This window comes from Rhodopseudomonas sp. BAL398 (genome assembly GCF_033001325.1).
GTDB lineage: Bacteria > Pseudomonadota > Alphaproteobacteria > Rhizobiales > Xanthobacteraceae > JARJEH01.
On sequence record NZ_CP133111.1, the window covers coordinates 1,370,579 to 1,383,992 of the forward strand.

At 64.7% G+C, this 13,414-nt stretch carries 14 protein-coding genes and 1 tRNA gene; 2 read left to right on the forward strand and 13 right to left on the reverse strand.

What is annotated here, in order from left to right:
* Positions 1 to 26: 26 nt before the first annotated feature.
* A complete protein-coding gene (locus RBJ75_RS06510) occupies positions 27 to 995 on the reverse strand; it encodes an SDR family oxidoreductase (protein WP_044416181.1) in 969 nt (322 codons plus the stop codon).
* Positions 996 to 1,237: 242 nt separating this feature from the next.
* Here RBJ75_RS06510 and RBJ75_RS06515 point away from each other — a divergent pair, with 242 nt between their 5' ends.
* The gene (locus RBJ75_RS06515; protein WP_044416179.1) at positions 1,238 to 1,555 is read left to right on the forward strand and encodes a hypothetical protein; all 318 of its coding nucleotides are present in this window, start codon (positions 1,238 to 1,240) and stop codon (positions 1,553 to 1,555) included.
* A gap of 9 nt (positions 1,556 to 1,564) precedes the next feature.
* Here the strand turns inward: RBJ75_RS06515 and RBJ75_RS06520 are convergent, their stop codons facing one another.
* The 9 genes from RBJ75_RS06520 to RBJ75_RS06560 all read right to left on the reverse strand — a co-directional run bounded on the left by RBJ75_RS06520 (position 1,565) and on the right by RBJ75_RS06560 (position 8,987).
* Complete coding sequence (locus RBJ75_RS06520) at positions 1,565 to 2,029, reverse strand: hypothetical protein (protein ID WP_044416193.1); 465 nt, start codon at positions 2,027 to 2,029, stop codon at positions 1,565 to 1,567.
* A 138-nt stretch (positions 2,030 to 2,167) separates the two neighbouring features.
* The gene (locus tag RBJ75_RS06525; protein ID WP_044416191.1) at positions 2,168 to 3,979 is read right to left on the reverse strand and encodes a chloride channel protein; all 1,812 of its coding nucleotides are present in this window, start codon (positions 3,977 to 3,979) and stop codon (positions 2,168 to 2,170) included.
* A gap of 363 nt (positions 3,980 to 4,342) precedes the next feature.
* Positions 4,343 to 4,420 (reverse strand) — tRNA-Pro (locus RBJ75_RS06530).
* Positions 4,421 to 4,520: 100 nt separating this feature from the next.
* Complete coding sequence (locus RBJ75_RS06535) at positions 4,521 to 5,108, reverse strand: MerR family transcriptional regulator (protein ID WP_044416178.1); 588 nt, start codon at positions 5,106 to 5,108, stop codon at positions 4,521 to 4,523.
* 14 nt (positions 5,109 to 5,122) lie between these two features.
* On the reverse strand, positions 5,123 to 5,452 hold the full coding sequence (locus RBJ75_RS06540) for an integration host factor subunit alpha (RefSeq protein ID WP_044416176.1): 330 nt from the start codon (positions 5,450 to 5,452) through the stop codon (positions 5,123 to 5,125).
* Between the two features lie 128 nt (positions 5,453 to 5,580).
* Entirely contained in the window at positions 5,581 to 6,558 is a 978-nt protein-coding gene (locus tag RBJ75_RS06545; protein WP_276156188.1) for a beta-ketoacyl-ACP synthase III, read from the reverse strand.
* 11 nt (positions 6,559 to 6,569) lie between these two features.
* A complete protein-coding gene (gene plsX / locus RBJ75_RS06550) occupies positions 6,570 to 7,610 on the reverse strand; it encodes a phosphate acyltransferase PlsX (RefSeq protein ID WP_044404665.1) in 1,041 nt (346 codons plus the stop codon).
* Between the two features lie 253 nt (positions 7,611 to 7,863).
* Entirely contained in the window at positions 7,864 to 8,430 is a 567-nt protein-coding gene (locus RBJ75_RS06555; protein WP_044404668.1) for a YceD family protein, read from the reverse strand.
* Positions 8,431 to 8,447: 17 nt separating this feature from the next.
* Entirely contained in the window at positions 8,448 to 8,987 is a 540-nt protein-coding gene (locus RBJ75_RS06560; RefSeq protein WP_044404672.1) for a ubiquinol-cytochrome C chaperone family protein, read from the reverse strand.
* 107 nt (positions 8,988 to 9,094) lie between these two features.
* Between RBJ75_RS06560 and RBJ75_RS06565 the strand changes: the two genes are divergently transcribed.
* The gene (locus RBJ75_RS06565) at positions 9,095 to 9,580 is read left to right on the forward strand and encodes an outer membrane protein assembly factor BamE (protein WP_044404675.1); all 486 of its coding nucleotides are present in this window, start codon (positions 9,095 to 9,097) and stop codon (positions 9,578 to 9,580) included.
* 99 nt (positions 9,581 to 9,679) lie between these two features.
* On the opposite strand, the gene RBJ75_RS06570 is transcribed toward RBJ75_RS06565, so the two are convergent.
* From RBJ75_RS06570 to thiL, 3 genes are all read right to left on the reverse strand, one after another.
* Complete coding sequence (locus RBJ75_RS06570) at positions 9,680 to 9,835, reverse strand: hypothetical protein (RefSeq protein ID WP_173427308.1); 156 nt, start codon at positions 9,833 to 9,835, stop codon at positions 9,680 to 9,682.
* Positions 9,836 to 10,077: 242 nt separating this feature from the next.
* On the reverse strand, positions 10,078 to 12,213 hold the full coding sequence (locus RBJ75_RS06575; RefSeq protein WP_044404681.1) for a sodium-translocating pyrophosphatase: 2,136 nt from the start codon (positions 12,211 to 12,213) through the stop codon (positions 10,078 to 10,080).
* A 211-nt stretch (positions 12,214 to 12,424) separates the two neighbouring features.
* Entirely contained in the window at positions 12,425 to 13,408 is a 984-nt protein-coding gene (thiL, locus tag RBJ75_RS06580) for a thiamine-phosphate kinase (RefSeq protein ID WP_044404684.1), read from the reverse strand.
* Positions 13,409 to 13,414: the final 6 nt, after the last annotated feature.

Below are 13,414 nucleotides of genomic sequence, written 5' to 3' on the forward strand. Positions count from 1 at the left end.
CTATCAGCATCGCACCATGGGATCGCTTACCCCAGCTTCCAGCCAACCTCGGTCGCGAAACTGTGGTAGAAATCGCCGTCATAGGCCTGCTCCGGCGTGGCGCGGACCCGTTGGTCGAGCAGCTCGGCGTCGTCGCCGACCAGGATGCGCCAGCGCTCGGTCCGAACGCCGTCGAGGATGATCCGTGCCGCGGCGGCGGCCGTGGTCGGCGCCTCTTCGAGAAAGCTGCGCGCCCGCTCGTGCACCATCGCCTGGATCTCGTCGTCGGACATCGGACCACTATCAACGCCGTTGGCGTCCAGCCGCCGGCGGGCGGCGGCGATTTCCTCAGCGCTGAGCGCGTCGGCGTCGCTGCCATTCTGGATCTTGCGCGAATTCGCCACGATCGAGGTGCCGATATGGCCCGGCATCACCACCGAACACTTGATATGCGGCGCGTTCAGCTTGAGGTCGCACATCAGCGCTTCGGAAAAACCTTTGACGGCGAATTTCGCCGCACTATAGGCGGTGTGCGGCGTATTCAGCCCGATCGAGGCCCAGAAGCCGTTGACGCTGGAGGTGTTGACGATGTGGCCGGCGTCGGCCTTGAGCAGCATCGGCAGGAAGCAGCGGACGCCGAGATAGACCCCGCCCCAGCAGATATTGAAGGTCTTCTCCCAATGCTCGCGGCTGTTGGCGATCATGCTGCCGCCGCCGCCGATCCCGGCATTGTTGAACAGCAGATGGATCTTGTCGGTGTCGTGCTGGGCGGCGACCTCGTCGCGAAACCGCAGCATCTGCGCCTCGTCGGAGACGTCGACCAGATGCGTCGTGATGCGCAGCCCCTGCGGCAGACGTTCGACCTCGCACAGCCGTTTGGTCTCGGCCATCGCATCGGCGGAGACGTCGCAGATCGCGACATTGCAGCCTTCGGCGATCAGCTGGCGGGCGAGCTCGCGGCCCATGCCGGCGCCGCCCCCGGTGATGACAGCAATCCTGCCGGCAAAATCCCTCATGAGACGCTCGCGTCCTTCCCTGGCTGTTGCTTTTGATAGCGCCGGGTGGTTCGAGCCGCCCGTTGCACCGACCATAGCCCGCGATTCCGGGCCGCGCGAGTCCATCGCAACAGCGCTTTCTCGGCCGGCCTTGCGGCCCGTGGACATTGGTCGTCAGGCGCGATCCGGACAGCGGCGGATCTTCCGCCTGCATCGGAATCATCCTATCGTTGCAAGCCTTACGGACATTCGAGGAGCGTGAGATGCTGGCAGCAACCCTTCAGACCGCGGCGTTTCTGTTCCTGCTGCTGCTCGTAGTGCTGGCCTTCGCGGTATTCGTCGCCTTCATGGCGCCGCCGGCGGCGAAACCCACGCTGCCCGGTTTCACCACGATGGCGATCTATCTCACGGCGGAATTGGCCGCGCTGGTCTGCGCGGTGTGGATCGTGGTCCAGGTCAGCGGCTTCGAGCTGCTGCCGATCCTGATCGCGCTGGCGCTGGCCGCCGTGATCTTCATGCCGCGGCTGGTATCCAGGATCCCGGTGCCTGGCGCTGTCACCGGCCTGCTCGGCAAAAAATAGCTCTCGGGTCTATTCGGTCAGCATTGTCGGGCGATAGCGCAGGCCGCGCTTCAGCGCGCGGCGCGCGATGATGCCGGCGCCGATCTGCATGGCGATGCCGGCCAGCCAGCCCAGCATGATCATCGCGGTCCACAGCAGATACGGCTCGCTTCGCAGCACCACGACGCCGACCGCCACAAAGGCGGTCAGGGACGCCAGAAAGGTGCCGACCGCGCTGAGAAATTCCGCGGTATCGATCCTGCCGAGGGCATCGCCGCCACCCGCGCGCGAGCGAAAATCGAGCCGCGGAATATCGATCCCGAGATAGAATCCGATCGCGCCGCCGGCCATCATCGCCAGCAGAAAACCCCAGGAGGTCAGCCAATGAATGCTGGAGCCAACATGAGCCCCGACAAACATCCCGCTGGCCGCGCCGGCCATCGCCAGTCCACTGCGTTCAAGGAGATGGGCGGCTTTTCTGACGCGGAATCGCATGATGGTCACTCGCATGGCTGAAGCCAGCGAGGCTATGACCTTTTTGCCCGGTTAGGAAGGCCGCGCGGCGACCGGCCCAAGCGTCGGCTGATGACGCCCGGCTCCGGTATTCAGTGATGGGCGGCAGCTCCCGTCCGCTCATTCGTGATAGCTGTCGATCACCGCGTCGGCGACCGCCCGTTTGGTGACGACGCCGACGATATCGGCGACGCGCGGCCGCCGCTCGCCATGGAACACGATCGCGGCGCCGGAGCGGCGGATTTTCAGGCGGCCGAACACCCGGCTGAGCAGATCGACATCGCGGCACAGCACCATGCGGCGCTCGGCAAAGTGGTCGACCAGAATATCAGGATGGTCACGCAATTCCCGCCACAGCCCTGAGCGCGGCGGCACCAAACCGGCGATGCGTCCCTCGCGCTCAACGATGATGGTGGGCAGATCGTCGACATCCGCCTCGCTGAGCGCGTCCTTGAGCGAGGTGCCGGCGGTCACGACGATGTAGCGGCGCTCCATGATGTCCTGCGCCTGCCGCACCAGATACAGATTGATATGGCGCTCCTTCGGGATGCGGTGGCCGCGGTGGCGCAGCTTGACGGTGTAGATGGTCTCGCCGATCAACGTGCGGCGGACGCCGGCGGCGACCGCGACGGCGACGATCACCGGCACGATGATGGCGTAGTCGCGGGTCATTTCGAACACCATGACGATCGCGGTCATCACCCCGCCTGTGCCGGCGCCGACCATCGCGGCCATGCCGACGATCGCCGCCGACGGAATCGTCAGGCCGGCATTGGGCAGCACCATGCCGGCGACCGCCGCAAAAGACCCGCCCAGCGTGGCGCCAAGATAGAGCGACGGCGAGAAGATGCCGCCGGAGGCGCCGCAGCCGAGGCTGATCGTGGTCGCCAGCAGCTTCATCACAAACAGCAGCAGCAACAGGCCGATCCCGGTCATGCTGTGGTCGAGCACCGACTGGATCACGCCGTAGCCGACGCCATCCACATAGGGATGGCCGAAGGTGCGCATCATCACCACCATCATCAGGCCGATCACCGACATGCCGATCAGATTCTGCACGTAGATGCCGCCGGGGATCGTGGGGAACCAATCCTCCATGAACACGAGCAGCCGAATGAACATCCACGCGGCCACGCCGCACAGGATGCCGAGCAGCACGAAAGCCGCCAATTCCTGCAGGTTGAAGGATTGCGCCGCCGGAAACATGATGTCGGGCACGACAAAGGCCGGCGCCGGCCCGATCAGCAACCGTCCCAGCATGGTGGCCGCGCCCGTGGCGATCACGACAGGAAGGAAGGTCCGGTTGGAGACTTCCGGCAGCAGGATTTCCAGCGCGAACAGCACGCCGCCCAGCGGCGTGTTGAAGGTGGCGGCAATGCCCGCCCCGGCGCCCGCCGACAGCAGCGTCACCTTCTGCCAGGGCGACAGGTGGATCGCCTGGGAAAAGGCCGAGCCCAGCGCGGCGCCGATCTGAATGATCGGGCCCTCGCGGCCGACCGCGGCGCCGCTGCCGATCGACAGCGCCGAGGCCAGCGATTTGATTACCGCAACCTGGCCGCGAATATTGCCGCCCTTGTAGAACACCGCGTCCATGACCTCGGGAACGCCGTGGCCCTTGGCCTCGGGAGCAAAGCGTTCCACCAGAAACACGACGATCAGCCCGCCGATCACCGGCGCCAGAAACACCCAATTGCCGTACCAGCTCGGTCCCTCGCTGATATTGGCGTCATACAGAAAGCTGAATGTCCCATTATAGAACAGGTTGTGAAACAGCCCGATCAAATAGCGCAGCGCCACCGCGCCAACGCCGGTCATCACCCCGATCACCAGCGCCAGGCAGCACAGCACCAGCAGATTGACCCGTCTTTCGTCGCGAACGGGCGGCCCTTCGATGGCGAGAGGCTCGGCGATGGCGGCGGACGATTCAGACATTGTGGTCATATTGGCCCATGATATTGCGCAACGGCGCGATCCTAACCATCCAGCCCTGCATATCCAGGGCCAGAGCCACCGGGGCGGTGGTACAGATCGACCTGCCGCTGCCTCGCGGTGGACGCGGCCGTCTCTGCTGGTCTTGATGTTAGCGTCAAAACGACGTCCGCGACTCTACGAACATCCGGTGAAGTCTTTGAGCTACCGCAATTACCGCCGCGACGCCATCCAGCTGGGCGGACAGGAGGCATGCGACGGAACCAGAGCGGAACCGGCAGAGGATTATCGACTACCGATGGACGGGACGCGCCGATGGCAACCGCCGGCCGCAAGCAGGGATTCGATAAATACAAAGGGGTAAATTGGTCGGAGCGAGAGGATTTGAACCTCCGACCCCTTGTCTCCCAGACAAGTGCGCTAACCGGGCTGCGCCACGCTCCGATGTCGTTCCTGTAGCTTCGTTCGGCGCCCGGCGCAAGAAGCCGATCGGCCCGTCATCGCTACAGGGCCGGGTTTTACCGCCGCAAATTGCGCGTCGGCGTCAGCTGTCCTTCATCGCGGCGTCGATCAATTGCCGGCAGGCCACCAGATCTTCCAGCACGCCGCGCAGCCAGATCACGTCGAACGGGTGCGCCGAGGCCTCGACGCCGGGGATCACGTCGCTGTCGTCCTCGGCAGCGTCGGCTTCGACGTCGGCGCCGAACCGCGGCTCGTGCATCGCCGCGTGAAGATCCAGTGCCGCGGGCTCGCTTTCGTAATCATCGTCATCGGCGTCGATGCCCGGTGCCAATTCGTGCACCGGTTCGGAGACGCTGCGCCCGATCGCTTCCTCGACTGCGCCGAAGGTGGCGGTGGTCGAGGCGTCGGCCAGCCGCTGCACCGATTTGATGCCGTGCTCCTTGAGGATCCGCTGCACACCGCGGATGGTGTAGCCCTCGCCATAGAGCAGCCGGCGAATGCCCTTGAGCAGATCAACGTCGTCGGGGCGATAATAGCGCCGGCCGCCGCTGCGCTTCATCGGCTTGATCTGGGTAAAGCGGGTTTCCCAGAATCTCAGCACATGCTGGGGGATGTCGAGCTCGTCGGCGACTTCGCTGATGGTTCGGAATGCATCCGGCGCTTTGTCCAAACGCGGGCTCCTCGTCAGTTGCCGGTGGCTTCCGGTTCGCCTGCGCCGTTGGCGTTGATCCTTTGCTTGAGGATCGCCGACGGCTTGAACACCATGACCCGGCGCGGCGAGATCGGAACTTCAGTCCCGGTTTTTGGATTACGGCCGATCCGCTGGCCCTTCTTGCGCACCATGAACGATCCGAACGAGGACAGTTTCACGGTCTCGCCCTTCTCCAGGCAGTCGGTGATTTCCTTGAGCACCAACTCAACGAACGCCGACGACTCCGTCCGCGACAGGCCCACCTTTTGGTAGACCGCCTCGCACAAATCGACGCGTGTAACTGTCTTGCCGGTTCCGCTCATCGCCTGCCCCGCTCACGGCGAAAAAAATCGAATGCTGAAATTATGAGTTTAACGCTCAGCGGTCAACAGCGCCGGCTGCGAGGCTAACACGGAACTCAATGGAAATGCTGAAATATTTACGCAGTGCACTACCAGCGCAGCAATGCCGAGCCCCAGGTGAAGCCGCCGCCCATGGCCTCCAGCAGCACCAAATTGCCCTTCTTGATGCGGCCATCGGCCACCGCGGCCGCCAGCGCCAGCGGAATCGAGGCCGCCGAGGTGTTGCCGTGGCGATCCACCGTCATCACCACCTTTTGCGGCGCAATATGGAGTTTGTGCGCGGAAGCGTCGATGATCCGCTTATTGGCCTGATGCGGCACGAACCAGTCGATGTCCTCGGCGGTGGTGCCGCTGGCTTCGAACGCATCGACGATCACCCCAGTAATCATGCCAACCGCGTGCTTGAACACTTCGCGGCCCTCCATCCGAAGATGGCCGACGGTCCCGGTCGAGGACGGGCCGCCATCGACATAGAGCTTCATCTTGTGGCGTCCGTCCGAACGCAAATGCGTGGTCAGCACGCCGCGATCGGCGCTGGTGCCCCAGCCTTCCTGCGCTTCGAGCACGATGGCGCCGGCGCCATCGCCGAACAGGACGCAAGTGCCGCGGTCGTTCCAGTCCAGAATCCGCGAAAAGGTCTCGGCGCCGATCACCAGCGCGCGCTTGAACGACCCGCCGCGCAGAAAATTATCGGCGGTGGCGACCGCGAAGACGAAGCCCGAACACACTGCCTGCAGGTCGAAGGCGGCGCCGTGATTGATGCCGAGCGCGGCCTGCACGGCGACCGCGGTGGCGGGAAAGGTGTTGTCCGGCGTCGAGGTCGCCAGCACGATCAGGTCGATCTGCTGGGCGTCGATCCCGGCATCGGCCAGCGCGGCCTTGGCGGCGTTGATCGCCAGATGCGAGGTGAACTCGCCCTCGGCGGCGATGTGGCGCTCCTTGATGCCGGTGCGCTGCACGATCCACTCGTCGGACGTATCCACCTGGGCTGCCAGTTCGGCGTTGGTCAGGACGCGCTCCGGCAGATAAGCGCCGCAGCCAAGCACAACCGAACGTATTGCAGTCACGAGACAGCCTCCTAGGCGGTCGGCGCCAGGGCGCCGCCATCGCGGTTGAGTGTTTGGTTGATCTTAGTCAGCAGATCATAACGAACCATCTCATAACCAACATCCACCGCATAGGCAAAGCCGTCGGCATTGGTTCCGCCATGGCTTTTGACCACGATGCCGTTGAGGCCGAGAAACACCCCGCCATTCGACTTGTTGGGGTCCATCTTGTCGCGCAGCGCCCGGAACGCGCCGCGCGCGAACAGATAGCCGAGCTTCGAACTCCAGGTCCGCGCCATCGCGGCTTTGAGATATTCGCTGATCTGGCGCGCGGTGCCCTCGGCCGCCTTCAGGGCGATGTTGCCGCTAAAACCTTCGGAGACGATGACGTCGGCGGCGCCCTTGCCGATGCCGTCGCCCTCGACGAAGCCGATGAACTCGAATTGCGGTGCCTGCATCGCCCGCAGCAATTCGGCGGCCTCGCGAATCTCTTCGCCGCCCTTGATTTCCTCGACGCCGATATTGAGCAGCCCCACGGTCGGCCGCTCCAGATCGAACAACACACTGGCCATCGCGCTGCCCATCACCGCCAGCGCCTTGAGGTGCTGGGCGTCGCCGCCGATGGTGGCGCCGAGATCGAGCACCACCGAATCGCCGCGGATCGTCGGCCACACCGCCGCGATCGCCGGCCGGTCTATGCCGGGCAGCATCCGCAGGCAGAAGCGCGCCATCGCCATCAGCGCCCCGGTATTGCCGGCCGAGACCGCGACATCGGCCTCGCCCTTCTTCACCGCCTCGATCGCCAGCCACATCGACGAGACCTTGCGGCCACGGCGCAGCGCCTGGCTCGGCTTGTCGTCCATGCTGACGGAGACGTCGGTGTGGATGACGCGCGAGACCTTCTTCAGCGCCGGGTGCAGATCGAGCTGCGTGTTGATCACGGCGCTGTCGCCGAACAGCAGGAATTCGGTGTCGGGATGGCGCGACAGCGAGATCGCCGCGCCGGGAACGACGACCGAAGCACCGACATCGCCCCCCATGGCGTCAAGCGCGATTCGAACCTTCTGAGGCATGGACGTTCCGGAAACCTGATGTGTTGCGGTCGAAAAGCGCTCGGCCGCGGACAAGAAATCGCCTCAGACGAAGCGAGCGGCGAGGCGCAGCTGCGCCCCGGTCGGGCGGGACAATAGCGTTTCCCGGCTCCGATACAACATGCTGACCGGGCAGATTTAAGTCGCAGATGCCGGTGACGCGGCGACGACAGACGCCCTCTCCCCCGATACCGTAACCGCCCGACGAACCCCGGTCAGGTCCTCCCAGCGCGGCTCAATCGCGCTTGGTTTTCCGGGAGCGGGACGGCTTTTCGGGCGTTTTGAGCGCCTTCAGCGCGGCAAACGGATGCTCCTCGGGGGCGATCGGCTCGACGATCGGCTCGAACACGGCGTCAGGCTTGCGCGGATAGGGATCGAGTCCCAAAAACAGCGCGTCGGTCGCCAGCCGGCCGATATCGATGATGCCCTTCTCGATCGGCTCCGGCGGATCGGCAGCCTCGACCTCGGGGCCGTCATCGATCGATTCCGCCAATTCGCGAATCTGCGACGCCGGGGCAAAAATCAGGTCGATCGCCTCGTCGACCTCGTTCTCGACCGGGTCCAGCGTCACCACGCAGGTCTGGCACACCCGCGCCTTGACCCAGCCCTGCACCCTTACCCGGCCCTCACCGACCGGGGTCAGATCGAGTGCCGCCGTCGCCACCAACACCTTCTGCAGGCCGCCGAGCGCCGCGATCGCGTCGCGTTCGCTGGCCTTGGCCTCGATCTCGCGATGCAGCCCGGTCTCGGGAATCTGCATCACCGTGACCGCCACGCTCCAGGGATTGTCGTTGTCCGTCATTGGGCTCACTCTGTTCGTCATACCACCACCGGCTGTTGAAAGCGGAACGACCCGGTGCGCAGATGGGCGCGGTCGATACCGTCCAGCGCCGCCAGTGACCGTATCACATAGGTCGCCAGCCGCTTCGCCTCGTCCGGCCCCGCCCCATTCAGCACATTCTTGTTCAGCGCCCTGGCCAAATCGTCCTCGCCAGCTTCGATCGCCATATCATAGGCCGTCGAGCGGCCATAAAACGCCTCGCCGAACGCTTGCATCCGCTTCGGCACGGTGAGATCGCCGACGCCCAATTCGCGCAGATTGGCATCCAGATCGCTGCAGAAATAGTCGAACAGCGCCTGCGCAAACGGTTTGTTGTCCGGTATCGCCCGGATTCGCCGCAGCACCATCCACAGATGCAGCACGATCATCTCGAACCGCCCGTTGACCGTGTCCGCTACACCGAGATCCTGATAAAACGTGGGCTCTCGCGCTTGCGCCACGATCATGCCATAGATGACCTCAATGGTGCCGCGCGACGGCGTCCGGGGTTGACTGAAGCGATTGAACGGCCAAAACATTGTGGGTTCCAAATGCGAACCCGTGCGGGCCGCGAAGATTGCAATCCGAGCTTCTGCCCGGTACGTCAACGCCTTGCGCGATGCAAGGGGATAGGGCCTACGCTCGTATGAGAATTTCGAAGCAAGACCGCGGACGCGGCAACCCGACGCCCGCGCGCGCGACCAAATGGCGTCGATTGGGCCCTGCCCTCGCCGCCGCATTGATGGTCGCGGGCCTTGGCGGCTGCACCTCCGAAACCTTCCAGAAGGGCTATATCCTGCCGACCGGCGCACTCGAGCAGATCCCGATCGGCGCCAGCCAGGATCAGGTGCTGATCGTGATGGGCACGCCCTCGACGGTGGCGACGCTGAACGGCGAGGTATTCTATTATATTTCGCAGCGCGCCGAGCGCCCGGTGGCGTTCATGCCGCAGAAGGTCGTCGACCAACGGGTCATCGCGATCTATTTCGATCAAAATCGCATGGTCCGGCGAATCGCCAATTACGGGTTACAGGACGGCAAGATCTTCGACTTCATCAGCCGCACCACACCGACCAGCGGCCAGGAAATGAGCTATCTCGGCCCGCTGTTCCGGCTGATCAGTTTCCACTAGAACAATTCGCGGCATAACATTGTCGCCAAAGACAAACCCCGCAGCGCCCGCTGCGGGGTTTTCGATTCGTCCGACCATCGACCGGCTTCGCCGCCGCGCCTATTTGGCCTTGTTGATCTTCTTGAGCTTGGCGTCGGTGTCTTCGATCGATGCCGCCAGTTCCAGGATCGCTTTCGACAGCAGTTCGATCGCCTCCTTCTGATCCTGCGATTTCGACGCGCGCAGCGCGTAGTTCTTGGCAGATGACAGCGACATTGTCGGCCCCTTGTTATCGGTTTCACAGATCCGCGGCGGCGACACGCAGCGCCGTCATCTTGAGGCGCCCGACGTAGCGCGTCGCGCGAAGCCGGGCGTCTCGAAGGATGAGATGTACATCCTCATGGTTCGAGACGCCGCGCAAGCGCGGCTCCTCACCATGAGGCGCTGAGGCATATCGCCAAACAAAACCCCGCGGCTCGCGCCGCGGGGTCTTGCTCTCAATCCGAAGCTTCGAAAGCTCAGTGCGCCAGGATCGCCAGCAGCAGCAGCGCCACGATGTTGGTGATCTTGATCATCGGATTGACGGCGGGACCCGCCGTGTCCTTGTAGGGGTCGCCGACGGTGTCGCCGGTCACCGCGGCCTTGTGGGCGTCCGAGCCCTTGCCACCGTAATGGCCGTCCTCGATGTACTTTTTGGCGTTGTCCCAAGCGCCGCCGCCCGAGGTCATCGAGATCGCCACGAACAGGCCGGTGACGATGACGCCGAGCAGCATCGCGCCGACCGCCGAGAACGCCGCCGACTTGCCGGCCGCGCCGCCGCCGGCGATCGCATAGATCGCGAAGTAGACGAAGATCGGCGACAGCACCGGCAGCAGCGACGGGATGATCATTTCCTTGATCGCCGCCTTGGTCAGCAGGTCGACGGCCTTGCCGTAATCAGGCTTGTCGGTGCCCTGCATGATGCCCGGCTTCTCGCGGAACTGGCGTCGCACTTCCTCGACGATCGCGCTCGCCGCGCGGCCGACCGCGGTCATGCCCATCGCGCCGAACAGATAGGGCAGCAAGCCGCCGAACAGCAGTCCGACCACCACATAGGGGTTGGTCAGCGCGAAGTCCGGCAGCACGCCCTTGAAGTACGGGAACTGCACCGCGTTGGCGGTGAAGTATTTCAGGTCTTCATTATAGGCGGCGAACAGCACCAGCGCGCCGAGACCGGCGGAGCCGATCGCGTAGCCCTTGGTGACCGCCTTGGTGGTGTTGCCGACGGCGTCGAGCGCGTCGGTAGCCTTGCGGACTTCCTTGGGCAGGCCGGCCATTTCGGCGATGCCGCCGGCATTGTCGGTGACCGGGCCGAAGGCGTCGAGCGCCACGATCATGCCGGCCAGCGCCAGCATCGTGGTGGTGGCAATCGCGATGCCGAACAGGCCGGCCAGGCTGAAGGTGACCAGAATGCCGGCGATGATGACGATCGCCGGCATCGCCGTCGATTCCATCGAGATCGCCAGGCCCTGGATCACATTGGTGCCGTGGCCGGTGACCGACGACGCCGCGATCGACTTCACCGGGCGATAATCGGTGCCGGTGTAGTATTCGGTGATCCAGATGATCAGGCCGGTGACGGCCAGACCGACGATGCCACATGCGAACAAGGCAAGGCCGGTATATTCGACCCCGGAGGCGGCTTTGACACCGAGCGGGCCGAAGCCGACCAGCGCGTAGATCACGCCCGCCACCGCGAACAGCGACAATACGCCGGTGGCGATCAGGCCCTTATAGAGCGCGCCCATGATCGACTGGCTGGCGCCGAGCTTGACGAAGAAGGTGCCGATGATCGAGGTGATGATGCAGGCGCCGCCGATGGCGAGCGGCAGCGTCATCATGTTGACCAGCAGCGGCGAGTTGGCGAAGAAGATCGCGGCCAGCACCATGGTGGCGACCGCGGTCACCGCATAGGTCTCGAACAGATCGGCCGCCATGCCGGCGCAATCGCCGACATTGTCGCCGACATTGTCGGCGATGGTGGCCGGGTTGCGCGGATCGTCTTCCGGAATGCCGGCCTCGACCTTGCCGACCAGATCGCCGCCGACATCCGCACCCTTGGTGAAGATGCCGCCGCCGAGACGGGCGAAGATCGAGATCAGCGAGGCGCCGAAGCCGAGCGCCACCAGCGCGTCGACAACGGTGCGGCTGTTGGCCGCCAGATTGAGGTAATGCGTCAGGTAAGCGAAGTAGATGGTGACGCCGAGCAGCGCCAGACCGGCGACCAGCATGCCGGTGATGGCGCCGGCCTTGAAGGCCAGTTCAAGTCCGCCGGCCAGCGAGGTGGTGGCGGCCTGCGCGGTGCGGACATTGGCGCGCACCGAGACGTTCATGCCGATGAAGCCGGCAGCGCCCGAGAGCACCGCGCCGATCACGAATCCCACCGCGACCAGCGCGCCGAGGAAGTAGTACAGCAGCGCGAAGATCACCACGCCGACGAGGGCGATGGTCATGTATTGGCGCTTGAGATAGGCCTGCGCGCCTTCGCGCACGGCGGCGGCGATTTCCTGCATCCTTGCATTGCCGGCGTCGGCGCCCATCACCGATGCCGTCGCCCAGATGGCGTACACAATCGAAAGTGCCCCGCAGAGCACAATCACCCATAAAGCTATCATTGATTTTGCCTCGTCCTTGAATCTGCCCCGCGTCTTTCACCGCAAGGCGCGGAGGACGCACAAAAATAAGGCCGGCCCTGCTCATAGAGTGGCCTCAAATCCGCCGGACCTTGCCAAAATCGTTAACGCCGCGCAACGCTGCGAACGGCGTAACTGTCATTTTTCTGTTTGATAAGGAGCAGCCGGTGTCAAGCCGGCCTTACGACGAAAACTAGAAGTGGCTGTAGGCCAGGTTTTGCAGCGTCATCTCGGCGCCGTCGGGCCCGAGGAATCGCGGCCGCCCTCCCCCGGCGCTCGCCACACCGATGGACGTCACCGCGATCCCGGCCAGCCGCGATGCCGCCGCGAAGGCGGCGAAACGATTCGGCGCAATGGCGCATAGGATCTCGTAATCATCGCCGCCGCTCAGTAGCCGCGCGATCGGAACCGCGCCGGCGGCGACTAGGCCTCGGGCGGGGTCGGACAGCGGGATGGCGCCGACATCGATGGTCGCCGACAGCCCCGACACCCCGCAGAGCTTGGCCAAATCGCCCGCCAGCCCGTCGGAGACATCCATCGCCGCGCGGGCGTGGTCGCGCACCGCCTGCGCCAGAGCGCAGCGCGGCTGCGGCACCCGGTAGCGTTGCACCAGGACGTCGCGCGCAGCGGGGTCGGTGGCCAGCGCAGTGGCCACAACTCCGCCTTGCAGAATATCGAGCCCGAGGGCGGCGTCGCCGATCGTTCCGGTGACGACGATCAGATCGCCGGGCTCGGCGCCGCTTCGCCGCACCATCCGGCCAGGCAAGGTGCGGCCGAACGCCGTCACCGAGATCATCAGCGGCCCCGGCGTCGAGACGGTATCGCCGCCCAGCAGCGGGCAGCCGAATTCAGTCGCGTCCTGACCCAGCGCGCGCGCAAATGGCGCCAGCCACTCTGGGTCCGAGGTACGCAGCGCCAGCGTCAGCACGAAGCCGGCGGGGGTGGCGCCCTTGGCGGCCAGATCCGACAGGTTCACCCGCAGTGCCTTACGGGCGATGGTCTCGGGCGGATCGCCGGGCAGGAAATGCACGCCCTCGACGATGGCGTCGGTAGTCACCACCAGATCGTCGGCGGAAGCTGCCAGGACGGCGGCGTCATCGGTGAGACCGAACGCGCCGAGATCGGTCGCCAGCGGCGCGAAGTAGCGCGCGATCAGGGAGTCTTCACCGGAGGCCATGTGTTG